At 61.2% G+C, this 25434-nt stretch carries 24 protein-coding genes and 1 tRNA gene; 12 read left to right on the forward strand and 13 right to left on the reverse strand.

The window, feature by feature from the left end; genetic code table 11:
* Nucleotides 1-246, forward strand: a 246-nt coding sequence (locus tag ACN0SW_RS18530) for a hypothetical protein (RefSeq protein WP_417729410.1), incomplete at its 5' end; no start/stop codon positions are given.
* Here ACN0SW_RS18530 and ACN0SW_RS18535 read toward each other — a convergent pair.
* From ACN0SW_RS18535 to ACN0SW_RS18585, 11 genes are all read right to left on the reverse strand, one after another.
* Nucleotides 210-1001: an enoyl-ACP reductase FabI gene (locus ACN0SW_RS18535; protein WP_417729411.1), complete on the reverse strand. Its 792-nt coding sequence runs from the start codon at nt 999-1001 to the stop codon at nt 210-212. The two genes, ACN0SW_RS18530 and ACN0SW_RS18535, sit on opposite strands and share 37 nt — an antisense overlap.
* Before the next feature lie 7 nt (nt 1002-1008).
* The gene (gene fabB / locus ACN0SW_RS18540; RefSeq protein ID WP_417729412.1) at nt 1009-2238 is read right to left on the reverse strand and encodes a beta-ketoacyl-ACP synthase I; all 1230 of its coding nucleotides are present in this window, start codon (nt 2236-2238) and stop codon (nt 1009-1011) included.
* Nucleotides 2239-2503: 265 nt separating this feature from the next.
* Entirely contained in the window at nt 2504-2800 is a 297-nt protein-coding gene (locus tag ACN0SW_RS18545) for an HlyU family transcriptional regulator (protein ID WP_417729413.1), read from the reverse strand.
* Between the two features lie 82 nt (nt 2801-2882).
* Nucleotides 2883-4868: an RNA polymerase sigma factor RpoD gene (gene rpoD, locus ACN0SW_RS18550; RefSeq protein WP_417729414.1), complete on the reverse strand. Its 1986-nt coding sequence runs from the start codon at nt 4866-4868 to the stop codon at nt 2883-2885.
* 119 nt (nt 4869-4987) lie between these two features.
* Complete coding sequence (dnaG, locus tag ACN0SW_RS18555) at nt 4988-6937, reverse strand: DNA primase (protein WP_417729415.1); 1950 nt, start codon at nt 6935-6937, stop codon at nt 4988-4990.
* Nucleotides 6938-6978: 41 nt separating this feature from the next.
* Nucleotides 6979-7266, reverse strand: coding sequence for a DNA primase (locus ACN0SW_RS18560; protein WP_417729416.1), 288 nt, complete (start codon nt 7264-7266; stop codon nt 6979-6981).
* A gap of 75 nt (nt 7267-7341) precedes the next feature.
* Nucleotides 7342-7872: a sarcosine oxidase subunit gamma gene (locus ACN0SW_RS18565; RefSeq protein WP_417729417.1), complete on the reverse strand. Its 531-nt coding sequence runs from the start codon at nt 7870-7872 to the stop codon at nt 7342-7344.
* Nucleotides 7873-7876: 4 nt separating this feature from the next.
* Nucleotides 7877-10807 carry a sarcosine oxidase subunit alpha family protein gene (locus tag ACN0SW_RS18570; RefSeq protein WP_417729418.1) on the reverse strand — a complete coding sequence of 977 codons (2931 nt, stop codon included), beginning with the start codon at nt 10805-10807 and terminating at the stop codon, nt 7877-7879.
* On the reverse strand, nt 10804-11061 hold the full coding sequence (locus tag ACN0SW_RS18575) for a sarcosine oxidase subunit delta (protein WP_417729419.1): 258 nt from the start codon (nt 11059-11061) through the stop codon (nt 10804-10806). The genes ACN0SW_RS18570 and ACN0SW_RS18575 overlap by 4 nt, the downstream gene beginning before the upstream one ends.
* Nucleotides 11062-11118: 57 nt before the next feature.
* A complete protein-coding gene (locus tag ACN0SW_RS18580) occupies nt 11119-12372 on the reverse strand; it encodes a sarcosine oxidase subunit beta family protein (protein ID WP_417729420.1) in 1254 nt (417 codons plus the stop codon).
* A gap of 120 nt (nt 12373-12492) precedes the next feature.
* A complete protein-coding gene (locus tag ACN0SW_RS18585) occupies nt 12493-13923 on the reverse strand; it encodes a Glu/Leu/Phe/Val family dehydrogenase (RefSeq protein WP_417729421.1) in 1431 nt (476 codons plus the stop codon).
* Nucleotides 13924-14251: 328 nt separating this feature from the next.
* Between ACN0SW_RS18585 and ACN0SW_RS18590 the strand changes: the two genes are divergently transcribed.
* The 3 genes from ACN0SW_RS18590 to ACN0SW_RS18600 are packed head-to-tail and all read left to right on the forward strand — an operon-like array spanning nt 14252 to nt 17138.
* Nucleotides 14252-16018 carry a pilus assembly protein TadG-related protein gene (locus ACN0SW_RS18590; RefSeq protein WP_417729422.1) on the forward strand — a complete coding sequence of 589 codons (1767 nt, stop codon included), beginning with the start codon at nt 14252-14254 and terminating at the stop codon, nt 16016-16018.
* Nucleotides 16015-16551, forward strand: a complete 537-nt coding sequence (locus ACN0SW_RS18595; protein ID WP_417729423.1) for a TadE/TadG family type IV pilus assembly protein — start codon at nt 16015-16017, stop codon at nt 16549-16551. The genes ACN0SW_RS18590 and ACN0SW_RS18595 overlap by 4 nt, the downstream gene beginning before the upstream one ends.
* Complete coding sequence (locus ACN0SW_RS18600; RefSeq protein ID WP_417729424.1) at nt 16551-17138, forward strand: TadE/TadG family type IV pilus assembly protein; 588 nt, start codon at nt 16551-16553, stop codon at nt 17136-17138. Before ACN0SW_RS18595 ends, ACN0SW_RS18600 begins: the two co-directional genes overlap by 1 nt.
* Here the strand turns inward: ACN0SW_RS18600 and ACN0SW_RS18605 are convergent.
* A complete protein-coding gene (locus tag ACN0SW_RS18605) occupies nt 17135-17614 on the reverse strand; it encodes a hypothetical protein (RefSeq protein ID WP_417729425.1) in 480 nt (159 codons plus the stop codon). The two genes, ACN0SW_RS18600 and ACN0SW_RS18605, sit on opposite strands and share 4 nt — an antisense overlap.
* Before the next feature lie 154 nt (nt 17615-17768).
* Here ACN0SW_RS18605 and ACN0SW_RS18610 point away from each other — a divergent pair, with 154 nt between their 5' ends.
* Nucleotides 17769-18671 (forward strand): pirin family protein, encoded by a 903-nt coding sequence (locus ACN0SW_RS18610; protein ID WP_417729426.1) that lies wholly within the window; start codon nt 17769-17771, stop codon nt 18669-18671.
* Between the two features lie 214 nt (nt 18672-18885).
* Here ACN0SW_RS18610 and ACN0SW_RS18615 read toward each other — a convergent pair whose 3' ends face one another.
* The gene (locus ACN0SW_RS18615; RefSeq protein WP_417729427.1) at nt 18886-19473 is read right to left on the reverse strand and encodes a TetR family transcriptional regulator; all 588 of its coding nucleotides are present in this window, start codon (nt 19471-19473) and stop codon (nt 18886-18888) included.
* 107 nt (nt 19474-19580) lie between these two features.
* On the opposite strand from ACN0SW_RS18615, the gene ACN0SW_RS18620 reads away from it, so the two are divergent.
* The 7 genes from ACN0SW_RS18620 (at nt 19581) to ACN0SW_RS18650 (ending at nt 25395) form a co-directional block, all read left to right on the forward strand.
* On the forward strand, nt 19581-19877 hold the full coding sequence (locus tag ACN0SW_RS18620) for a hypothetical protein (protein WP_417729428.1): 297 nt from the start codon (nt 19581-19583) through the stop codon (nt 19875-19877).
* Nucleotides 19878-19974: 97 nt separating this feature from the next.
* Nucleotides 19975-21261 (forward strand): homoserine dehydrogenase, encoded by a 1287-nt coding sequence (locus ACN0SW_RS18625; protein WP_417729429.1) that lies wholly within the window; start codon nt 19975-19977, stop codon nt 21259-21261.
* Nucleotides 21262-21341: 80 nt separating this feature from the next.
* Complete coding sequence (gene glpX / locus ACN0SW_RS18630; RefSeq protein WP_417729430.1) at nt 21342-22307, forward strand: class II fructose-bisphosphatase; 966 nt, start codon at nt 21342-21344, stop codon at nt 22305-22307.
* Nucleotides 22308-22360: 53 nt separating this feature from the next.
* Nucleotides 22361-24127, forward strand: a complete 1767-nt coding sequence (gene recJ / locus ACN0SW_RS18635) for a single-stranded-DNA-specific exonuclease RecJ (RefSeq protein WP_417729431.1) — start codon at nt 22361-22363, stop codon at nt 24125-24127.
* A 123-nt stretch (nt 24128-24250) separates the two neighbouring features.
* Nucleotides 24251-24325 (forward strand) — tRNA-Glu (locus ACN0SW_RS18640).
* Nucleotides 24326-24482: 157 nt separating this feature from the next.
* Nucleotides 24483-24680, forward strand: a complete 198-nt coding sequence (locus ACN0SW_RS18645) for a hypothetical protein (RefSeq protein ID WP_417729432.1) — start codon at nt 24483-24485, stop codon at nt 24678-24680.
* A gap of 499 nt (nt 24681-25179) precedes the next feature.
* On the forward strand, nt 25180-25395 hold the full coding sequence (locus ACN0SW_RS18650; protein WP_417729433.1) for an HGGxSTG domain-containing protein: 216 nt from the start codon (nt 25180-25182) through the stop codon (nt 25393-25395).
* Nucleotides 25396-25434 lie beyond the last annotated feature (39 nt).

Consider the following 25434-nt stretch of genomic DNA (forward strand, 5'->3'; position numbering starts at 1 on the left):
AACGACCGTCTTGGGTTCCTTGGATTTTACAAAGATACGAGCATGATCCATGCCCAGAGCGTCACAAATCGACATGGCGATAATATGGCGAAATACCGGCCCAACCTGGAACTGACCACGCGGGCTGCCTTTGCCGGTCAGCAGCCCCGCAAGACGTCATCCTGCCCACAGCACCACGCCCCCGCCAACAGCGGGGGCCAGCGTCTTGATCAGAGGTTCTCGGCCTGCGGCATGCCCAGCACATGATAGCCGCCATCCACATGGATGATCTCACCGCTCGTGCACAGCCCTGCATCAGACGCGAGATAAACCGCCGTGCCGCCAATCGCCTCCAGCGTGGCATTGGCGCGCATCGGCGCGTTCAATTCGGTATGGCGAAACGTCTTGCGCGCGCCACCGATCGCGGCACCGGCCAGCGTCTTCATCGGGCCGGGGCTGATCGCATTGACCCGGATACCATCCGGCCCCAGATCATTCGCCAGATACCGCGTCGCCGCCTCCAGCGCCGCCTTGGCCACCCCCATCACATTGTAATTCGGCACAACCTTGTTCGACCCCTGATAGGTCAGGGTCAGCAGGCAACCGCCGCTGTCTTTCATCATCGGATAGGCGCGCCGCGCCACCTCAATGAACGAATACGCCGAGATTTCCATCGAATGTTTGAAATTGGCGCGGCTGGTATTCAAAAACCGCCCCGTCAACTCCGACTTGTCAGAATAGGCAATGGCATGCACCACGAAATCAATCGTCGGCCATCGCCCGGCCAGGGCCTCAAACGCCGCATCAAGCGAGGCATCATTGGTCACATCCACATCAAGCAGCAGATCAGAGCCGACACTGGCCGCAAGCGGCTCCACCCGTTTGGCGAAATTCTCACCTTGGTAGGAAAAGGCCAATTCCGCCCCCGCCGCATGCATGGCACGGGCAATCCCCCATGCGATAGAGCGGTCATTGGCCACCCCCATGATCAGGCCGCGCTTACCCTGCATTGAATTCGTCATTGGCATGTCATCCGTGATATTTGCTCAGCAACATCGAGCCATTCGTGCCACCAAAACCAAAGGAATTGGTCATCACCGTATCAAGCCCGGCATTGTCCACCCGCACGGTCGCAATCTCGGCAGCATCAAGCGCAGGGTCAAGCGTCTCGACATTGATCGAGGGGGCAATGAAATCGTTCTGCAGCATCAACAGGCAATAAATCGCCTCTTGCGCCCCCGTGGCCCCCTGAGAGTGGCCCGTCATCGACTTGGTAGAACTGATTGGCGGCGTCTTGCCCCGGCCAAACACCCGGCGCACCGCCTCGACCTCGCCCACATCGCCCACCGGCGTCGAGGTGCCATGCGCGTTGATATAGCCCACGCGCCGGCCCTCTTGCAGCGTCGAAAGCGCCAGCCGCATCGCCCGTTCGCCGCCCTCGCCCGAGGGGGCAACCATGTCCGCCCCGTCCGACGTGGCGCCATAGCCCGTCACCTCGGCATAAATCTTGGCACCGCGTGCGCGGGCATGCTCCAGCTCTTCGAGCACAAGAATGCCGCCGCCCGCCGATATCACGAACCCGTCGCGTCCCACATCAAAGGCGCGGCTGGCGGTCGCGGGCGTGTCGTTATACTTCGACGACATCGCACCCATCGCGTCAAACAGACACGAGAGCGACCAATCCAGCTCCTCGCCCCCGCCGGCAAACATGACATCCTGCTTGCCCATGATGATCTGTTCCGACGCATGGCCAATGCAATGCAGGCTGGTCGAACAGGCTGAGGTGATCGAATAGTTGATCCCCTTGATCTTGTAAGAGGTCGCCAGATTGGCCGAAATGGTCGAACACATGGTCTTGGGCACGGCAAAGGGCCCGATCCGCTTGGTCGATCCGGTTTCCAGCGCGACCTGATGCGCCGCCAGCATGGCACTGGTCGAAGGTCCGCCCGATCCCGCCACAACCCCGGTGCGCGGATTGATCACGTCTTTTTCTTCCAGCCCCGCATCGGCAATAGCCTGCCCCATGGCGATATGGGCATAGGCCGCCCCGCCCCCCATGAACCGCAATGCGCGCTTGTCCACATGCTGGGTCACATCGAGATTGATCGCCCCGGCCACCCGGCTGCGAAAGCCATGCTCGGCCATGGCCTCGTTTGCGGTGATGCCCGACCGCCCCTCTCGGAGTGCGGTCAAAACCTCTTGGGCGTTATTGCCAATGCTGGAGACAATCCCCAGACCTGTGACGACGACACGACGCATGAGTGTCTCCCTCTGCCTTGTTACAGTCTGTGTAAGACAGCGTGACTTGAGGGGCAAGCGGTTAGGCACCAGCGCGCGATCAACTCCGCACGCTCTGGTCACGATTTACTCAAAGATCCGCCATCGCACGCGCCGGACCCGCGCCAATGGTAAATGGCCCGCGCGCCTGCAAAACCTGACCAGACATGAACCGCCCGCGCGGTGCAGGGGCGCCGGGCCATCGCCCAGCCAACCTGCACAAATCCCGTTACAAACCTTACAAAGCTTACAGGCCGCCAGCGGCGTGGCCGCGAAAAATCGCCTCGCCCTGCTCGTCGATCACCTGCTTGGCCTTGCGCACAGAAAACGCCGTGGCCTCGTCCAGACTGGCAATCGTATCCGCCCGCACAAGATGATGCACCCGCACCTCTCCGGACAGGTCTTTTTCAATCCGAGCCGCCACGCGATACCCGCCCTCGGCGGCCTGCGGTGCGGGGAAGATGCGGAAATCCTTATAGATTTCCGCCTGCACTTCAGGTTCAGCCTTGGGCTTGCCTCCAAACAATCGCGACAAGATCGACATGCGGCCTCCGATCGACAGCGTCTGGTGGGCAACACCCTACCACCACGCAACCCTTTGATTTAAAGGTGGGTTTACACCCATCTTATTGATCCAGAAAACTCCGCAGCTTCCGGCTCCGGCTGGGATGCTTGAGCTTGCGCAGCGCCTTGGCCTCGATCTGGCGGATACGCTCGCGGGTCACGCTAAACTGCTGTCCCACCTCTTCCAGCGTGTGATCGGTATTCATGCCGATGCCAAACCGCATCCGCAGAACCCGCTCTTCGCGCGGCGTGAGGCTTGAGAGAACCCGCGTCGTGGTTTCCTTGAGGTTGTCCTGAATGGCGCTATCCAACGGAAGAATAACGTTTTTATCCTCGATGAAATCGCCAAGCTGGCTGTCTTCCTCGTCGCCAATCGGCGTTTCCAGCGAAATCGGTTCCTTGGCGATCTTCATCACCTTGCGAACCTTCTCCAGCGGCATTTGCAGCTTTTCGGCCAGTTCTTCCGGCGTCGGCTCACGACCGATTTCATGCAGCATCTGACGGCCAGTGCGCACCAGCTTGTTGATCGTCTCGATCATATGCACCGGAATCCGGATGGTGCGCGCCTGATCGGCGATGGACCGGGTGATTGCCTGACGGATCCACCATGTCGCATAGGTCGAGAATTTATAGCCGCGGCGATACTCGAATTTGTCCACCGCCTTCATCAGGCCAATGTTACCTTCCTGAATAAGATCAAGGAATTGCAGGCCACGGTTGGTGTATTTCTTGGCAATCGAGATCACCAGACGCAGGTTGGCTTCGACCATTTCCTTCTTGGCCTGACGCGCCTCTTTCTCGCCCTTTTGCACCTGCTGCACGATCCGGCGGAATTCAGAGATATCAAGGCCCACATACTGACCCACCTGCGCCATATCGGCCCGCAGTTCCGAGACCTTCTCGGGGCTGCGTTCGATGAACATCTGCCAGCCGCGCCCGGCCTTGCGCGCCATGTCATCCACCCAGTTGGGATCAAGCTCGCGCCCACGATAGGCTTCGACGAATTCCGAACGGTTGATACGCGCCTGATCGGCCAGTTTGACCATGGCACTGTCGATTTGCATGATCCGGCGATTGATGCCGTAGAGCTGATCAATCAGCGCCTCGATACGGTTGTTGTGCAGATGCAGCTCATTGACCAGCTCGACAATCTCGCTGCGCAGGGTCTGATAGGTGTCTTCCTGATCGCGGCTGAACGAGCCATCCTCGTTCAAAGTCGCCGAAATCCGGCTATCCTGCATTTCGCTGAGCTTGGCATAATCATCCGCGATCCGGTCCAACGTCTCAAGCACGCGCGGCTTGAGAGCGGCTTCCATGGCCGCAAGGCTCATGTTGGCCTGTTCGTCGTCCTCATCATCGTCATCGGAATGAATCGGATTGCCGTCAGCATCAAGCTCTGGCTCATTGTCATCGCGGTTAATGTTGCCGGGGGCGCTAGAGACATTGGCGGCGCCCACAATCGGCTCTGCGTCCTCGTCCCCCAACTGGTTGCCAAAGGTCGCCTCAAGGTCGATCACATCACGCAACAGGATGTCTTCACCCAAAAGTTCGTCACGCCAGATGGTGATCGCCTGAAAGGTCAGCGGGCTCTCGCAGAGACCTGCGATCATCGTGTTGCGCCCGGCCTCGATCCGCTTGGCGATGGCAATCTCGCCTTCGCGACTCAAGAGTTCGACCGACCCCATCTCGCGCAGATACATCCGCACGGGGTCATCCGTACGGTCGAGCTTCTCTTCCTTGCCCGATCCAAGGGTGATCTCTCCGCGTCGACCGATCTCGGCTACGGCAGTGGATCGTCCCTCTTCCTCTTCGGCATCCTCAGCCTCGATGATATTGATGCCCATCTCCGAGAGCATCGACATCACGTCCTCGATCTGTTCCGACGACACCTGATCCGGCGGCAGAACCTCGTTCAGCTGATCATAGGTGATAAACCCCTTTTCCCGCGCTTCCGCGATCATCCGCTTGACCGCCGCCTGGCTCATGTCGAGCGAAACTTCGGCCTCAGACTCGTCGGGCTTTTGGTCGTCGGTATCTTTGGCGGCCATGAATGACTCCTCAGCTATGGGCGGGACAGGTGATTCGGTTGGCCCGAATCAATAGCGTGTTATCTTGATTCGCACACCCGTCTACTCCGATTTCTTCAGCACTTCCTTACGAAAAACAGTCATCTTCCCGGTTTAGAAAAGGTTATCTTGCCGAGCAAGGCGTTGAACTGTTCTTTCTCATCACGTTTGATCCGTGCGCCGTTCTCGCCCAGATCGTATTCTGCCCTGTCTTCCTGCTGGCTGCGTGTGGCGCGATTGCGCGCTTCTGCCGCCTGCCCCAACCGCCAAGTCAGCGCCTCATCCGCCAACCCGTCGATATCCTCGCTCGCCTCGGACACTTCTGCCAGCCAGCCACGCTGCGCCTTGAGCTTGGCCAGTTCCTCGGTCAGGGTCAGGATAGCCAGTTCTTCGTCACCGGGATGTCGCACCGGGGGGATCAGGGCGACATGGGGCAAACCCATCATCTTTTCAAGGGGGCCGGGACCAATCTCGGCTTCGATCCGGTCGCGCAGGGCCTCCCCGCCCGCCCCCGCAAACCGCAAGATGAGGTCGCGTAAACGGCCAAGATCGGGGTCACGGCACTCCAGTTGCTCAACCCCTGCCTCAAACCGCGCCGTAACCGACGGACAACAGATCAGCGTCGCCAGAATGACCGCCTCGCGCAGCTGGATTTCACCATCCACCCCGGATGCAACCAGCATCGAGGATTTGGTGGCAGCACGCGCGGGTTCGGGCGGCGGCCACTTGCCCCCTCGGGCGCGCGGCGTGAACGCGGGGCTGCGGCGCGGATTAAAAAGCTGCCAGCGCAGATCTTTGATCGCCTGCCCATAATGGGTGCGGATCGACGGATCGAGAATCATCTTGATCTTGTCGCGCAGGATCTTGTCGAGCGCCGCCTTGCGCTCGGGGCTGTCGAAATCGCGGCCCTCGGTCTCTCGTTGCCACAAAAGCTGCACCATGGGCAAAGCGCCGTCTATCCGCGCCTGCACGGCTCCGGCCCCCTCTGCCCGCAAGAGATCATCAGGATCTTTGCCCTCAGGCATCAGCGCGAAACGCAGGGATTTCCCAGCCTCAAGCAGCGGCAACGCCAGATCAATCACCCGGTAGGCCGCGCGCAACCCCGCCGTATCGCCATCGAGGGCAATCACCGGTTCAGGGCTGATCCGCCACATGAGCTGTAATTGATGCTCTGTCACGGCGGTCCCCAGAGGGGCCACCGCCGCGCCGAACCCGGCGGCAACCAGCGCGATCACGTCCATATACCCTTCGGCCACGATCAGCGTTTCACCCTTGCCCGCCGCCTCGCGCGCAGGACCGTGATTGTAGAGCGTGTGAGATTTGTCAAACAGTTCGGTTTCGGGCGAATTCAGATATTTGGCACTGTCATTCGGGTCCATCGCCCGCCCGCCAAAGGCAATGCAGCGCCCGCGCGCATCGCGGATCGGAAACATGATCCGGTTGCGGAACGTGTCATAGGGCTTGCCGCCCTTCTGGCTGTCCTTGGCCAGGCCGCAGGCCATGATCATCTCCGGCGGCACGGCCTTGGCCGTCAGATGATCCCACAGGCCCTGCCAGCCATCGGGGGCAAAACCCAGATCGAACTGGGCCTGCGTCGCCTCGCTCAGCTTGCGCCCCTTGAGATAGTCGCGCGCCGCAGCCCCGGCTCCGCTGCGCAGTTGCAGGCCGAAATACTTGACCGCCTGTTCCATCACCTCGATCAATTGCCCACGCCGATCGGCCTTGGCCTGTGCCTGCGGATCGCGCTCTGGCATCGGCATGCCCGCCTCAGCGGCGAGAATTTTCACCGCCTCCATGAAATCGACATTCTCGGTCTCACGGACAAAGGAAATCGCGTCGCCCTTGGCGTGGCAGCCAAAGCAATAATAGAATCCCTTGCGGTCATCTACATGAAAAGACGCGGTTTTTTCCTGATGAAAGGGGCAAGGCGCCCACATATCCCCCTTGCCCTGATTGGATTTACGATTGTCCCACGTCACCTTGCGCCCCACCACTTGGGAGAGCGAGAGACGGTTTTGCAATTCGTCGAGAAATCCGGTGGGCAGGCTCATGCCCCTATATTGGGCGCGCGCGGCTCAGAGTCCAGAGGCGGTTACTGTGCCTCGCATTGGGTGACATAACTGCCTGCGACATCCTCGGACATTTGCGCCTCGGTCAAGGAATAGACCCAATCGACCAAGGGCTGCACCGCAGGCGCATAAGAGGCCATCTCACCGGTCATCTCTGCAGCGATTGCCGTGATCGCGCCGGGGGCACCCTGTCCGGATGTGCGCGCCTCAACGGCGCGCGCCACAATCTCGCCAGTGGGCGCGCACATCGGATTCTCGGCATTGGCCATCACAGGCAGCAGGGTCAGGGCGGCGATCAGCATCAGGCGCATGGGCAATCCTCAGGAGTTTTCCACGCTTCCTTAAGGTATTTTGCGGCCTCTGTCAGCGCCTCACGTCGGGGAAAGTTACCGCGCCGCGACCCGTCGCATCACGGTTTCCATCTCATGCACCAAGGTTCCCGCCATCGAGCGGAACACCATGATCTGCCAGTCTTGCGGCCCCATCCGGCTGACCGATGCGGCCATATGCGCCAGTTCCGTGCGTGCAGTGTGCCCCGGCTTGAAAACCGACGCGCGCAGATCAAGCGGGCAGAGCCGCGCCAGCACCTCCGCCGCGCCCTCACCCTCAAGCCCGATGACCGCCCAAGCGTCCGATTGATCGCTCACCGCCGCATGCGCCGCCAGTCCGACATCCGCGTCAGGACCAATCAGCATCGCCATGCCGCGTCCGAACCAGAGGGCACGCGCCTCCGCGCGCCCCGTCATGCGGCCCGGACCCGGCCATGCCATGCCATGCGCGGCCTCCAGCGCCTCTGACAATGCCGCCTCTTGGCCCTGGTAGGGCGCAATCGACATCATCCGCCCCGGCGTGATCTCGCTCAGACGCACTCCGCCCACCGTCACCGGCAAGACCCCTGCGCAGGGGCTTTGAGCCATCAAATCAACCACGCAAGCGCCCTCCCTCTGGGTCGAACTGCACCAGATCCGTCACCTCGCAGATCGTCTCGGAGCCGCGCAGATGATCCACCACACGCACCCGCTCGCCGATCCGCGCCGAACCGCGTTTCAGAAACCCCATACCGATCACATGGCCAAGAGTGGGCGAATAGCAACTGCTTGTGACATAGCCCTGATCCTGATCTCTGACGGCCTCGGCCCCCTCGTCAAAAATATGCGCCCCCGCCAGCAATTCCTTGACCGCACCCACCGGCTTTAATCCCACCAATTGCTCCCGGTTTTCGTCCCTCAACCCCACGCGCGACGCCGCCGCCTTGCCGATGCAGTCCTTTTTGTCACTCACCATTCGGGACATCCCGATATCGAACGCTGTCACGCGGCCATGGATTTCAGCATGGGTGATAAATCCCTTCTCGATCCGCAGCACGTTGAGCGCCTCAAGCCCGTAGGGCCCGCCCCCCATGCCCTCAGCACGCGCAACCAACTCAGCAAAGAGCGCGGCACCATACCGCGCCGGCACCGCGATTTCATAGGCATGTTCGCCCGAAAACGAGATCCGGAACAGCCGCGCCGCAACCCCGCCGATGCGAACCGCCCCACAGGCCATATAGGGAAACTCCGCGTCGTTGATCGGCGTATCCAGAATGCCATTCAACACCTCGCGGGATTTCGGCCCTGCCACGGCAAATTGCGCCCATTGCTCTGTGACCGACACCATCCGTACGTCCCAGTCAGGCCGCAGCACCTGCGACACAAACTCCAGATGCCGCATCACCTGCCCCGCCGCCGCAGTGGTGGTGGTCATCACATAATGGGTCTCGCCCAAGCGCGCGCAGGTGCCATCATCCATCACATGCCCGTCCTCGCGCAGCATCAGGCCATAGCGCACGCGGCCCGGCTTCAGCGTCGAGAAGGTGTTGGTATAAACGAAGTCGAGAAACCGCGCCGCATCAGCGCCCTGAATGTCGATCTTGCCCAGCGTGGAGACATCGCAAACCCCCACGGCCTCACGCACCACCGCAACCTCGCGGTCGCACGATTGCCGCCAATGTGTCTCGCCCTTGGTCGGGAAATAGCTCGGTCGATACCACAGCCCCGCCTCAATCATCGGCGCGGCCCGCGCCACACTTGCCGCATGCGAGGTGGTCTTGCGTTCGGGGGCAAATCCCTTGCCCCTGCCCCCTGCCCCCAATGCCGCAATCGGCACCGGCACATAGGGCGGACGGAACGTGGTCGTGCCGGTCTCGGCGATTCCCTGCCCCGTCGCTTCGGCGAGCACGGCAAGCGCGTTCACGTTCGAATTCTTGCCCTGATCGGGGGCCATGCCCTGCGTGGTGTAGCGCTTCATATGTTCGACCGAGCGGAAATTCTCTTGCGCGGCACGGGTCACATCCTTGACCGTCACATCGTTCTGAAAATCAAGCCATGCCCGGCCACGCCCCGCCACCTGCCAGAGCGGGAAGATGTCATAGGCGGCCTCTGCAGCCATCGGCGCCACCAAGTCCGGCGCGCGCAGGCCAAGCTCCACCGCCGCGCGCACGCCCTCCGCCAATCCGGTTTCAAGACAGGCACGGGTTGAGAACTGCCCCGCCGCAGCCCCCGCCACGCGCAGCCCCGGCACAGCCCCGTCAGGCGGCAGGAACGCTTGACATGCCGCATCCCAGACGGGCCGCGCCCCCATGTGACAGGCCAGATGCAGCGACGGATTCCAGCCCCCTGAAACAGCCAGACAATCGGCGGCGATCCGGTCTTCGCCCTTGGCCCTGGCAATCGTCACCGCCTCAAGACCCCGGCGCCCTGAGGTGCCGCAAACCTGAGCGCCCGGATAAAACGGCAAATCAAGATTGCAGCGCGCATAGGGTCGCGCATCGATCAGCGCCGCCACATGAACGCCCGCTTCCTGCAAGTCGGCAACCGTGCGATGCGCGCTGTCATTATTGCCAAACACCACCGTGCTCTGCCCCGGCGCCACGCCCCAGCGATTGACATAGGCCCGCACGGCGCCCGCCATCATCACACCCGGCCTATCATTGTTGGCAAAGGCGATAGCGCGCTCCAATGCGCCCGCCGCCAGCACCGCGCGGCGCGCCACGATCCGCCAGAAACAGCCCTTGGGCGCATGCGGTCTGGCCGCTACATTCGGGGCCAGCCGCTCCAACGCTCCATAGGTGCTCCCATCGTAAACACCTGTCACCGCCGTCCGCGTCATCAGACGCACGTTGGGCATCGCTGCCAGATCCCTGACCACCTCCGCAACCCAGTCCACGGCGGCCAGACCATCGACCTCTTCGGTCTCGGCCAGCAGACGCCCGCCAAATCGCGTATCCTCATCGGCGAGGATCACATCCGCCCCCGCTTCAGCCGCCGCCTTCGCAGCCATCAGCCCGGCGGGACCGCCACCGATCACCAACACATCGCAATGTGCAAAGGCCCGCTCATAGCTATCCTCTGCCGCCACCCCCGACAGCGCGCCAAGGCCAGCCGCCCGGCGGATCAACGGCTCATACACCCGCTCCCAGAACGCCTTGGGCCACATGAAGGTCTTGTAATAGAACCCCGCCCCGAAAAACGGTGCCGCAAGATCATTGACCGCCATCACATCCAGCCCGAGTGTCGGCCAACGATTCTGACTGCGCGCCCAGAGCCCCTCGTGCACCTCAACCGTGGTCGCCCGCAGGTTCGGCTCCTGCGCCGCGCCGCGCCCCACCGTCACCAGCGCATTCGGCTCCTCGCTGCCTGCGGTCATCACCCCACGCGGGCGATGATATTTGAACGACCGCGCCACCATGCGCACCCCGTTGGCCAAGAGCGCAGAGGCCAGCGTGTCGCCGGCAAAGCCCGGATAGCAATGGCCGTCGAAATGAAAGCTGACCGGACGACTGCGGTCGATCAGCCCTTTATCCTCGATCCTCATGCACCCGCCTCCACCGCAAGCGCAACATCCAGAACGGCGTGCGTCACCGTGTTGCGCGTCACAATCAGCCACGCGCCACAACCCTGTTCATGCTGCCACAGATCACGGGTAACGCCGGCCGGGTTGTCGCGGTTGTGGATGTAATCATCCCAGTCCGGCCCCCAGACATCGCTCTGCGGTCGCGCCAAGGCCGCACCCTGATAATAGAACTCGCGACGATCCCGCTCGCCACAGATCGGACAGCCAAGTCTCATCTCACCCGCGCTTTCATCGTTCCAAAAATACTCAAAATCCCGCCCTCTCGCCGCCGCTCAATGCAGGTTGTGCTGCGCGCCGGTGCCTTCTTCATCCATCAATCCCCGGCCTGTGGTAAAGCGATCCAGCCGAAACCCCGTTGCGGCAGGGTGCGGCCTGTCCGTGGCGATGAGATGCGCCATCGCATCCCCCGATCCCGGCACCGCCTTGAACCCGCCATAACACCAGCCACAATTGAGATAGAGCCCCTCGATCCCCGAATGGTCGATGATGGGCGAGCCATCTGGCGACATATCCATGATTCCGCCCCAACTGCGCAGCACCCTTGCATTGCCGATCATCGGCATCAGGGTCATGCCCGCCTCCATCACATGCTCGACAAGCGGCAGGTTGCCGCGCGCGGCATAGGAGGAATACATGTCCAGATCGCCACCGAACACCAGCCCGCCCTTGTCTGATTGGCTGATATAGAAATGCCCCATGCCGAAACTGATCACATGATTGATGCAAGGTTTCAGCCCCTCGGTGACAAAGGCCTGAAGCACATGGCTCTCGATCGGCAGGCGCATGCCCGCCATGGCTGCCACCTGAGACGAGCGCCCGGCCACCACCATCGCGAGTTTTTTCGCCCGGATCGTGCCACGCGTGGTCTGCACGCCGCGCACCCGGCCGCCCTCAATGTCGATCCCCGTCACTTCGCAATTCTGGATCAGGTCAACGCCCCGGTCACTGGCGCCGCGCGCATAGCCCCAAGCCACCGCATCATGCCGCGCCGTGCCTGCACGCCGCTGCAACAGCCCGCCATGAATTGGAAACCGGGCCTGATCATAATCCAGATAGGGCACCATACGTTTAAGCTGCGCAACACTCAGCAATTCCGCATCATCGCCTTGGTTGATCATCGCATTGCCGCGCCGCGCAATCGCATCACGCTGCCCGTCCGAATGAAACAACACGATCTGACCACGCTGGCTGTGCATGACGTTATAGTTCAGATCCTCCTCCAGCCCCTCCCAAAGCTTCAGGGAGTGGCTGTAGAATTCCGAATTGCCCGGCAGGAAATAGTTGGCGCGCACGATGGTGGTGTTGCGCCCGACATTCCCGCCGCCAAGATAGCCCTTTTCCAGCACCGCCACATTGGTGATCCCGTGGCGCTTGGCCAGATAATAGGCCGTCGCCAGACCATGCCCCCCGCCGCCAATGATCACCACATCATACTCGGCCTTTGGGGTGGCATCGCGCCAATGCGCGGTCCAGCCCTTGTTGCCGGTCAGCCCTTCCTTGAGAACCCTCAGCCCCGAAAACCGCATCCGCCACCTCTCTGTCACGCTGTCCCGCGACTGAACTCGCTTCGGACAGGGATAGCAATGGCAGAGCCAAAGTTCTGCCATGTTTTACGCCATTTTACGGCCTGTGCGCGACCCGGCGCCTCAGAGCCCCATCGCGCGATAGCTCGCGGCGACCTTGGCAATTGACACCAGATAGGCCGCCGTGCGCAAATCCGTCACGTCGTGACGGCTGTGCCAGACCTCGCGCATTGCCTGATAGGTAATACGCATGGTATCATCGAGGCCCGAACGCACCAGTTCCAGCTCGCCCGCGCCGCGCAGATACTTCTGCTTGAAATCCGGTGACAACTCCCATGCATCGCCCAAACCACGGTTGAGCCGCTGCAATTCTGTCACCAGAAGTTGGTGACGCGCCTCTTCCTGCCGCCGCCCTATCCGACCAAAGCGGATATGGCTCAGGTTCTTGACCCATTCGAAATAGGACACCGTGACACCGCCCGCATTGGCGTACATATCGGGAATGATCACGGTGCCCTTTTGCCTTAGAATATCATCGGCCCCCGCCGTGACCGGCCCGTTCGCCGCCTCAATGATCAACGGTGCCTTAATCTGATCGGCATTGGAGAGGTTGATCACCCCCTCCATCGCCGCAGGGATCAGGATGTCACAGGCCGTCTCCAGAACCTTGCCGCCATCCTTGACATATTTGCCACCCGGATAGCCCTCAACGCCACCATGCCGCGCGATCCAGTTGTGCACCGCCTCGACATTCAGCCCCCTGTCATCCGTCAACGCACCATCGCGTTCAATGATAGCGGTGATGCGACAGCCGTCCTCCTCGGACAGGAACTTGGCCGCGTGATACCCCACATTGCCAAGCCCCTGCACCACGACCCGCTTGCCGTCCAAAGACCCACTCAGACCGGCCGCCGCGATATCCTCTGGGTGGCGAAAGAACTCCTGCAGCGCATATTGCACCCCGCGCCCCGTGGCCTCGACCCGGCCCTGAATCCCGCCCCCGTTGATCGGCTTGCCGGTCACGCAGGCGCGGTAATTGATGTCAGTCGTGTTCATCCGCTTGTACTGATCGGCGATCCAAGCCATCTCGCGCTCGCCGGTGCCCATGTCGGGGGCGGGCACGTTCTGCGCCGGATTGATCAGATCGCGCTTGATCAACTCATAGGCAAAGCGCCGGGTGATCAGCTCAAGCTCGTGCTCTTCCCATTCGCGCGGATCAATCCGCAAACCGCCCTTGGAGCCGCCAAAAGGCGCCTCAACCAACGCGCATTTGTAGGTCATCAGCGCCGCCAGCGCCTCGACCTCGTCCTGATTGACGCCCATGGCATAGCGGATGCCGCCCTTGACCGGCTCCATATGCTCGGAATGCACACTGCGATACCCGGTAAAGGTTTGAATTTGACCGCGCAGCCGCACACCAAATCTTACGGTGTAGGTGGCATTGCAAACGCGGATCTTCTCTTCCAGACCGGGCGGCAGGTCCATCAGCGCCACCGCGCGGTTGAACATCAGATCTACGCTTTCGCGAAAACTCGGTTCCTTGTTGGCGTTCATGCATCCACTCCCTGTTTTGACCTGGGACCACCAATGCGGCTCAGGGACAAATGGCCCCGGGGTCACCAGCCATGGTTAAACGCTGTGGGCATTTTGTCCACCCGCAAGAGTCCCACAGCGATTGCCGTTCGGCCGGATCAAGGCGCTCGTCGGGCTTTGTCGCCTCGTTCCCTACAATCATTAAACAACCCTCATATTGTTGATTTTAAGCGGTTAATTTATGCAAATCCGCCCGAAATTCGTCATAATTCAGCCACATAGGAACAGGATAAAGGTTGATGGTGGATTGCTTGGCGTCAACAGTGTGGCGTCTTGATGAGGTGTTCAAATGCATAGTAACGGCAGAGATTATGGAATGATGCGGTGCCGAGGCAAAACCGCGACAACCCGGTCCAATTCACGCATTGCAAGGTTTGTACGCGAAGAGGACGGGACGGTCACCGCACTCGCCTTTTTTATCTTTGTAATGTTTTTGGTGATGGGTGGGATCGGGCTGGATACCATGCGCCATGAAATGGCGCGCGCAAGCCTGCAGGCCACATTGGATCGGGCCGTTCTGGCCGGAGCCACGGCAACCACAAACGCAGGTGCCCGGGGCATCGTCGAGGATTACTTCAACAAATCCGGGCAAGGCAGCTCTCTATTGGCCGAGGACGAAGGCGATATTGTTGCGACATTCAATGCCGCAAGCGTAACGGCCAGAGCCAAAACCACCCTCGACACATATCTGATGAAGCTTGCCGGCGTATCGACCTTAACGGCGTCTGGTATCGCGACCGCAGAGGTTCGGATTCCCAAACTCGAAGGCATCCTTGTTCTGGATGTGTCGGGGTCGATGTCGAACAATTCCAAGATCGACAATCTGAAAGTCGCGGCCAAAGACTTTGTGACCACTGTCATGTCGTCATCAACCGCTGGCGACACAGTGCTGTCGATCGTCCCGTTCAGCTTCTCTGTGACGCCACCGCTGAGCATCTATGATGCGCTCGCGGTTGACGAAGCCCACACCTATTCCACCTGCCTGGAATTCCAAGAAAACGACTATCACCACGCGACGCTCTCCAGCGGTTCGTCCTCCCTGAGCAGTGGCATTCCTGTCAATCAAATGGTCTATACGTCGCTTTACGGCGACTTTGACAATCTCGATCAGGATTGGCGCTCCTGCTACACGGATGAATATATCCGCATCCTGCCCTACTCCACCAGCATCACTGACATGCACGCAAAAATCGATTCTCTGCAGCCCAACGGCAATACATCCGGGAATGACGGCATGAACTGGGGTGCGGCACTGTTGGACCCGACATTCCGGCAAGTGACAGCTTCAATGATTGATGCTGGCCACCTGGATGCATCACTCGCGTCCGTGCCGTCCGATTACGACGAGCCGGAAACGCTCAAGGCGATCATCTTCATGGGTGATGGTGCGAATACAACATCATACTTCTTCGATCGTAGCTCCCCCAAATATCGCGGCAAGTTTTCGGATCTCTACGAGGTCCGCTTTCAGGACCGCGTATTCAAATACGCGTTCAACATCTACAATGTCGACTGGAAACTCTATGGTGACCAAGGCAAGGCACGATGCGGCCAAACCCGTTGGGAATGCGTCTATGACGTAAGCGGCGCGGAATATTCGGTCTACTATCTCCAAAGCCAGATTTCCGGCGACTACTGGAGCGTCGCCGAAAATAAGTGGGTCCCCAAAGCCGACTTTGAAAGTTTCGGAAGCACATTGGACACCTTTGTCTCCAGCACCCAGCTGAGTTGGGAAACCGCATGGGGACTGATGTCGCCCGAATACTACAGAGACATCACTGGCGACTGGGGTCCGTGGAACGACTACAAAAATTCGGAAACTGTGACCGGACCGATGAAAAATGTCCTGATGCAGAGTGTTTGCTCCGCCACCAAGACAGAAGGCGTCGTTGTATACACCATCGGCTTTGAGGTTCCGGTGGGTGGCACCGCAGAGACACAACTCACCGACTGCGCGACATCGCCCGCACATTACTTCCGCGCCTCAGGGAGTAACATCAGTGCCGCCTTCAGCGCCATTGCGGCTAATGTTAAGCAATTGAGGTTGACCCAATGAGCCTCTCATTCAGAAACTATCTCCGCCGGTTTCGGCGGGACGAAACCGGGACAGCTTCACTTGAATTCGTTCTCGTGGCTCCGTTTTTCCTAGGCATCATGATCTTTTCAATCGAAATGGGGTTCGTGACCATGCGTGCCACATTCCTTGAGCGCGGCCTCGACATGGCCGTGCGCGAGGTTCGCCTTGGTACCGGGTCAGTCCCTCAGCACGACGAAATCAAACAGATCATTTGCGACAACTCGATCATCATCAACGATTGTGCAAACAACCTCCGGCTGGAAATGCGCCCGGCTGATATCCGCAATTTCAGCGCGCTCGATCAGACCGCCGATTGTACGGATCAGGCCGAGCCGTCCAAACCGGTGCGCGAATTCACACCCGGCCAGCAAAACGAACTCATGCTTTTGCGCGCATGCCTGAAATACAACCCCCTCTTTCCCACATATATATTGGGCAGTCGGTTGATCAACGACAGCAGTGGCCAAGCCACGCTGATCGCGAATACCGCCTTTGTTCAGGAGCCAATCTGATGGGCCTGCGTCATGCTCTCCCCCTGCTTCGCCGGTTCTGGAAACAGGAATGCGGAACTGCGGCCATGGAAACCGTCGTAATGTTCCCATTTCTCTTCATGGGCCTCACATTCAGCTATGAATATTACGACATGTTCCGCTACCAAAGCGTGCGCGAAAAGGCAACCTATACCGTCGCGGACATGCTCTCGCGTGAGACCTCTGTCGTCGACCAGACCTATATGGACAACGTCAAAAAGCTGTTCGACCTGATGACGAATGATGCGGGAATCAACCAGGTTCGCGTGACCGTTGTCCGGTACCATTTCGATGAAGCCAACAGCATCGACGAGTTCGAGCTGCGCTGGTCCGAGGTGCGCGGCTCAGGGACTCTTATCCCTCTGAGCGATTCAGACGTCAAAAATGCGCATAGTGTCCTGCCAAATATGCTCAACGGGCAAGAGATCATCTTGGTGGAAACCCTTTCAAAATACGATCCTCCGATAACAACCGACCTGACCAGCGACACCGAAATCAAGACGCGGATGTTCGTACCGTTGCGCTTCGCCGCTCAGCTCTGCTTTGAGGGCGTCTGCACCGCCTCCTAGGATTGCGTCCGATCGGTCAAGAGTTCGTGGATCTGCTCGGCCATGAACTTTGCCGGTGTGCCAGAGGTCACGCCTCCCACACCGACGCTCCGCCCGGTGCGCCACCAAAGCCCCGGCTGCCACGCAGCCGGTGCTTTTTGCACGAGCTTGATGGTAAATCCGTTTGACGGTTTGAACGCGAACACACCCCGTTCGACCGAACGGATCTGATCAATCGGCGCAATCATCCGCCCCGTGTTGTCCCGCAACCCCTCGCGCGTCAGCACCAGCCATCGCGCAGTTGCCCGCCACATCCGCTCAGCCAGAAAGACGCAGGTCAGACCAAATCCGACCATAAACACCTGCCAGCCGAAACTGGGCGATTGCACCAGCGCCAGATAAAGCAGCGTCAGACCCAACCCCGCAACCGAGCCTACACCCAAAACCCGCCGCCCCGTAGAGGCCCCAAGCGCCGCCAATACCTCATCGTCCTGCATGCCATCACTCCCTTTGCGCCCGCCTTTACCCCGGATATCGGCCCATGGCGAGAGGCGCCTGCACAAAACGCACAGACGCGGTTCACAGGTGAACAGACTGCACCATTTCACAGACCCAATGCCGCCTTATATGCTGTGCCAAAGGAGACCTCTCATGTCGATCAGACCCATCATAGAGCAACGACAGGCAACCCCCACACTAGAAGGCGCTGGCGTGCACCTGCACCGCGCCTTTGGCTTTCAGGATCCCACCGAGCTCGACCCGTTCCTGCTGTTTGACGATTTTCGCAACGACGATCCCGCCCGCTATACCGCCGGGTTCCCGTGGCATCCGCACCGCGGAATCGAAACCATCACCTATGTTCTGGCGGGCGAGGTCACACATGGCGACAGCCTTGGCAATCAGGGCACTCTGGGCGCAGGCGATGTGCAATGGATGACTGCCGGATCAGGCATCCTGCATCAGGAAATGCCGCGCGGCAATGCGCGCGGGCAGATGCATGGCTTTCAACTCTGGGCCAACCTGCCCGCCTCGCTCAAGATGACAGCGCCGCGCTATCAGGATGTGAAATCACCGGATGTTCCGGTGATCACCGATGACGATGGCACCTCGGTTCGCGTGATCACCGGCGAATTCTGGGGCCGTCGCGGCCCGGTGGACGGAATCGCCGCCGACCCGCAATACCTCGACATATCGGTGCCAGCGGGGGTGAAAAAGACCTTTCGCATCGACACCTACCGGCGCAGCTTTGCCTATGTGTTCGAGGGCACAGGCGCGTTTGCCGATGCGTCCCAGCCGACCGGCGTCCTGCTGGAAAAGGAAGTGGCGGGGCAAGAGGTGCATATCCGCGACCTCTCGGGGGACCGGACCCTCATCCGGTTTGGCACCGGCGACGAGGTGACGGTACAGGCAGGAGAACAGGGCCTGCGGTTTCTGCTGATCTCCGGCGCGCCAATCCAAGAGCCCGTGGCCTGGCACGGCCCCATCGTGATGAACACCAAGGACGAATTGCGCCAAGCGATGCGAGAGTTGCGCGACGGGAGCTTTATCAAGTGAGGCGGTGATAAACGCAGAGAGTTGACTGGCGTATAATGGCATGAACGTCGCGTTGGCCACCAAGAAACGAGCCGTGCGGTGCCCGCCCGAGGGGGCGGTCGGGCGCTGCGCGGCGGTGCCTGCGGCACCTTGATTCCGCGCTTTGGTGATTGGGGCTAGGGCGCGATTCAGGGCGTTCTCTTTGCGATAAGCGCCAGAGTACCCCCTTTGCCCCTCAGCCAGCCACCGACCGCCGCACCATGTCCCAATAGATCGCCTCGACCTCTGTCAGCGAAAGGCGACCTTGCTCTCGATACCAGGTATTGACCCCCGTCAGCATGGCAATCAGCGCCATGCTGGCGATCCGTGGCTCGGCCACAACCATCACCCCCGCCTCGGCCCCTCGCCGCAACACCGCCTCGAGTCGTGTTTCATACTCCCGCCGCAACCCTTCGATCACCGCGAAATTCGCAGGCTCCAGATTGCGCAACTCCATGTAAGAAACAAATACCGCATCCGCCCGGCTGGTGTTGAACCGAATATGAAACCGGGTGAACGCCTCAAGAACGGCTAGCGCATTACCCTTGGGCACTGCCGCATCCCATGCCGCCAGCAAATCCTCCATATGTGTCCGCATCAGATCAAACAGCAGCGTTTGCTTGTCGGGCGTGTAATTATAGAGCGCGCCCGCCTGCACCCCCACCGCCGCTGCGATCTGACGCATCGAAACCGCCGCATAGCCATGCCGCGCAAAAAGTGAGAGCGCCGCATCGCGAACGCGCGGACCGGTGATATCGGAATGAGAGCCTTGGGTGCGTGCCATGCGACATGGTTTAACTGAACATCCGTTCAGATCAAAGCCCCGCTTGCCCTTTGCCCCCAAAGAATGGCAAGACAGAGACACCCGTCGGCACAAGGACACCGGCTTGCATGCCCATTCGCCCCGCCCTATTCACGCTGCCCCTGATATCGTGCCTTTTGGCCGGGTGCAGCGACGTGTTGCCGCTTGACCGGACGCTTGGCGACAACACCCGGATGGTGGCCTACCCCGATCTGATCCCCGCCGAGGACATCACCGGACCGAGCGGCACCGACAGGATCACACCTCAAACGGCCTCTGATCTGGACAAACGCAGCGCGGCTTTGCGTGCGCGGGCGGCACGGCTCAGGGGGGGTGTGGTCGATCCCACCACACAAAGCCGCATGCAAACCGGCGTCACCAACTGAAAAACCCCGCTGCAAACCCTGCAAGCCGCGTTGCAAGGCCTCGCTGAACCCGTTACATCGCGGCTCAATCCTTGGACAGTGACGATCGGAGAGCCCCATGAACACACCCCTGCGCCTTGGCATCGCCGGATTGGGCACGGTCGGCACCGGCGTCGTGCGGATCATCCGGCAAAAGGCCGATCTTCTGGCCGCCCGCGCCGGTCGGCCCGTGGTCATCACCGCTGTCTCGGCCCGCACCCGCGACAAGGATCGTGGCGTCACCCTCAGCGACTACGCATGGGAAGACGATCCTGTCGCACTGGCCAAACGTGACGATGTGGATGTGTTTGTCGAACTTATGGGCGGCTCTGACGGCCCGGCCAAGGCCGCGACAGAGGCGGCGATTGCCGCAGGCAAGGACGTGGTCACCGCCAACAAGGCGATGCTCGCGCATCACGGCCAGGCCCTCGCCCAAGCCGCCGAAGCGGCAGGCCGCGTGATCCGGTTCGAGGCCGCTGTCGCGGGCGGCATCCCGGTGATCAAGGCGCTGACCGAGGGGCTCGCGGGCAATGACATCACCCGCGTCATGGGCGTGATGAACGGCACCTGCAACTATATCCTGACCCGCATGCAATCGGCGGGCCTGCCCTATGCAGAGGTGTTCGATGAGGCGGCCAAGCTGGGCTATCTCGAGGCGGACCCGACGCTTGATGTGGGCGGCATCGACGCTGGTCACAAACTGGCGCTGCTCGCGGCCATCGCCTTTGGCTGCCAAGTGAATTTCGACGGCGTCACTCTGGAGGGGATAGAGAAGGTCACCATTGAAGACATCCGCCATGCTGCCGACATGGGCTACCGCATCAAGCTTTTGGGAGTGGCGCAGATGACCGGACGCGGGCTGGAACAGCGCATGTCTCCCTGCCTCGTGCCCGACAGCAGCCCGCTTGGCCAGCTTGAGGGCGGCACCAATATGGTCGTGCTTGAGGGCGATCAGGTGGAACAGATCGTGCTGCGCGGTCCCGGTGCGGGCATGGGCCCCACGGCCAGCGCGGTGATGGGCGATGTGATGGATATCGCGCGCGGCATCCGCATTCCGACCTTTGGTCAACCGGCTGCGGATCTTGCCCGGTGCCAGACCGCAGCAAGCGCCACCCCCGCGCCCTATTACATGCGCATGTCGCTGCTCGACAAACCCGGCGCACTGGCCAAGGTGGCGACGCTGTTGGGTGAGGCGGGCATTTCCATCGACCGGATGCGCCAATACCGCCATGATGCGACCACCGCGCCGGTGCTGATCGTCACCCATAAAACCACACGCGACGCCCTCGACACCGCCCTGACCGGCATCGGCCGGTTGGATGTGCTCTCGGGCGAGCCCGTGGCGCTGCGGATCGAAACCGTCTGATCGGCCCCCGGCCCACCAGACTTGTGCGCAGGATAGACCGGCGCTAATGCTGACAAGACCAGATTTACAAGGACCAGCCCATGACCTCTGATACCGCATTTAACGACCGCATGCTCTCGCTCGGCCTCGCGCGCGTGGCCGAACAGGCCGCCCTCGCTTGCGCAGATCTCATCGGGCGCGGCGATGAAAAGGCCGCCGATCAGGCCGCCGTCAACGCCATGCGCGAACAGCTCAATATCATGGCCATCAAGGGTGTCGTGGTGATCGGTGAGGGCGAGCGGGACGAGGCGCCGATGCTCTTCATCGGAGAAGAAGTGGGCACCGGCGACGGCCCCGGCGTTGATATCGCTCTCGATCCGCTGGAAGGCACCACCCTGACCGCCAAGGCCATGCCAAATGCCCTGACGGTGATCGCCATGGCCCCGCGCGGCACCCTGCTGCACGCACCTGACACCTATATGGAAAAGCTGGCAATTGGGCCGGACTATCCGGAAAACGTCGTCTCCCTTGCCATGAGCCCGCGCGAGCGGGTCGAGGCTCTGGCCACCGCACGCGGCTGCCGCCCGTCCGAGATCACCGTCTGCGTGCTCGAACGCCCCCGCCATCAGGAAATGATCGACGAACTGCGCCAGACCGGCGCGGCGGTCTTTCTGATCCCCGATGGGGACGTGGCGGGTGTGATCCACTGCGCCGAGGCAGACCGCACCGGCATCGACATGTACATGGGCACTGGCGGCGCCCCCGAGGGCGTGCTGGCCGCCTCTGCGCTCAAATGCATGGGCGGACAGATGTGGGGCCGTCTGGTGTTTCGCAACGAAGATGAACGCGCCCGCGCCGCCAAGGCCGGGATCACTGACTTCGACCGGATCTATTCCCGTGATGAAATGGTAACCGCAGACGTGATCTTTGCCGCCACCGGCGTCACCGACGGCTCGATCCTCTCGGGTGTCAAGCGCCGCCCCGGCTATGTCGAAACCGAGACCCTGCTGATGCGCTCGCGCACCGGATCGGTACGGCGGATGATCTATCGCAGCAAGCGGGACTGACCCGGCAAGCGGCGGGGGCTCTGCCCCCGCACCCCCGAGGTATTTAACGCCAGATGAAAGAGGAGGCGCGGTTGAGAACGGCCTTTCTCGGAGTTGAACAGTCCCTGACCGGGCGCCGCTGGATTGGTCCGGGGCCTGAGACCGATCGCCTCGCCGAGGCGATGGCGCAGATGACCGCCCTGCCACGCCCGCTCTGCCAGACATTGGCGCGACTGGGTGTTGCGGCTGACGACACCGAAGCCTATCTCGCCCCCACCCTGCGCGATCTCTTGCCCGATCCGCGCTCTTTACGCGACATGGAACATGCCGCCGCGCGCTTTCTCAGGGCGGTACGCGGCGGTGAACGGATCGCGATCTTTGCCGATTACGATGTCGATGGCGGCACCTCTGCGGCGCTGCTGATCGACTGGCTGCGCCAGATGCGGGCCCCCGGTCCCACGCTCTATATCCCAGACCGGATTGATGAGGGATATGGCCCCAACGTGCCCGCGATGCGCGATTTGGCGGCCCGGCATGATCTGATCCTCTGCGTCGATTGCGGCACCTTGAGTCACGAGGCCATTGCAGCGGCAAAGGGCGCAGATGTCGTCGTGCTTGATCACCATCTGGGGGCCGAAACCCTGCCGCCCGCCCTCGCGGTGGTCAATCCCAACCGTCAGGACGAGAGCGGCGATCTGGCGCATCTCTGTGCCGCAGCGGTGGTATTCCTGATGCTGGTCGAGGCCGGTCGTCAATTGCGTGACGCGGGCGCACAGGGGCCGGACCTGATGACAATGCTCGATCTGGTGGCGTTGGCCACCGTGGCGGACGTGGCGCCGCTCATCGGCGTCAACCGCGCCTTCGTGCGCCAAGGACTGCACATCATGGCACGCCGCGCACGCCCGGGCCTTGTGGCGTTGGCCGATGTGGCGCGGATGGACACCGCCCCCAACGCCTATCACCTGGGCTTTCTCTTGGGGCCGCGCGTCAATGCCGGTGGACGCATCGGCAAGGCCGATCTGGGTGCACGTCTTCTCGCCTGTGACAATGCCACCGAGGCCCGTGCCATGGCCGAACGTCTGGACCAGCTCAACTCTGAGCGGCGCGACGTCGAGGCACAGGTGCGCGATGCGGCCCTCGCACAGGCCGAAGCACGCGGGCTGGACGCCCCCCTCGTCTGGGCCGCAGGCGAAGGCTGGCATCCGGGCGTTGTCGGCATCGTCGCCAGCCGCCTCAAGGAACGCGCCAACCGCCCCGCCATCGTGATCGGGCTAGAGGGCGACGAGGGCAAAGGCTCTGGCCGCTCGATCTCGGGCGTCGATCTGGGGGCGGCGATTCAACGGCTCGCCAGCGAAGGGCTGTTGATCAAGGGCGGCGGACACAAGATGGCGGCGGGCCTCTCGGTTGCACGCGATCAGATCGAGGCGGCAATGACCCGGCTCTCCGAATTGCTCGCCAAACAGGGCGCAGGCGCGGCAGGTCCCGCGGAAATGCGGGTTGATGGCCTCTTGATGCCCGGTGCCGCCACCGTCGACCTCGTCACGCAGATAGAATCCGCCGGTCCCTTTGGGGCAGGCGCCCCCGGACCCCGCTATGTCTTTCCCGATTGCCAGATCACCTTTACCAAGGCACTGAGCGGTGCCCACCTGAAACTGCGCTTTGGCGATGGCATGGGCGCCAGCCTTGACGCAATCTGCTTCGGCGCGCTCGATGGTCCGCTGGGGCCTGCCCTCATGGCGCATGGCGGCGGCCGCTTTCACCTTGCCGGGCGCCTCGATATCAACAGCTGGGGCGGACGCCAGACCGTGCAACTGCGCCTCGAGGACGCGGCCCCGGCCTGATGCTTCGCAATCCCAGACCAACACGGAACGCCCGACAAAAATTCTGAAATCGACACGAAGTTTTTGCAAAATCCCTCTTGCGCCCTGCGCCGCTTTTGCCTAGTTACGCGACACGCCAAGGATGGCCCGTTCGTCTATCGGTTAGGACGCCAGGTTTTCAACCTGGAAAGAGGGGTTCGACTCCCCTACGGGCTGCCACTTTATTCCACTAAAAGCGTGATAATAAACGGAAAAGTGGGCAGATATTTTGGGGCAACCCACATTTTCGCCCACATATGGCGCCCGGTGTAACCTTCTTTCTTTGCTTTCCTCGCCCGAATTCTCGGGCTTGTCACATGATGGACGTAGAGAATTGATGCGGCAGACACTTACGGATTCCCGGCAGGACGCCACGGTTCTGGCCGGATTGCAGGAAGGACTCGATCTGATGAACCGGGACACGGAGCTCTACTCTGAGGCGCAGGCTTCACTGACCATTGCCGCACGCGAAAGCGCCCGCCGGCTTGTGGCCGATCTGGAAAGACTGGAGAGCGGGCTCAAAACGGACGCGTAGGACCAGCCACGCAACAATGAAATGGGGCGCTTCCGACCGAAGGGGGGCGGATATGGTATGCCAAGCTGGGCGCACTCAAGCGGGCCCGGTGTTCCCGTCCTGCATTCATCTGACCGGCCGAAACAGTCCAGATCTACCTCGTTCATCGTTATGCCGCAAATATCTCTTGAACGCGCCACGATCAACGCGACGGACCCAAAGGTTTGGGCGGCGATGCGTTCGCGTTGGCCGAGTGCAGACCACCCCCACCCCCCGGCCCACCTCGCCGCGGCCCGCGATTTTCTCATGAGGCATGCCCCGATATTTTTTGCCCGAAAATTTGGCTATAGTGCTCACAGATCCGGATCAGATTTCAGCAGTAGCCATGACCACCACACGACAGCAGCGTTTCCTTGATGCAGTAGCGCACGCAGCGCGCGATGTGCGCACTTTAAAGCCGAGGGGAAAGCCTACGCCTGAGAACCTGACCCCGGAGGGCAGGGCATTGGGGCTGCACGCCATGAAGTCGGCGCCACGGTGCCGCGCCAAGCGTCGAGACGGGACGCCCTGCAAGGCCCCCGCCCTGAGGGGCGCGACGCGCTGTGTGAAGCATGGGGGACGTGTCGAGGTGCCAGCCCACCCCCACAACCTCAGACGCTTCTTCTCGGGCGCGATAGCCCGCGTAGCAGTGGCGCAGACTGAATCGCCCCGAGTTTGTCGGAGACCATCAACTTAAGTAAGGATGATGGTTATGACAAAAAGCAAAATGGCAAAT

The sequence above is a fragment of the Roseovarius sp. genome, assembly GCF_048262375.1.
GTDB lineage: Bacteria > Pseudomonadota > Alphaproteobacteria > Rhodobacterales > Rhodobacteraceae > Roseovarius.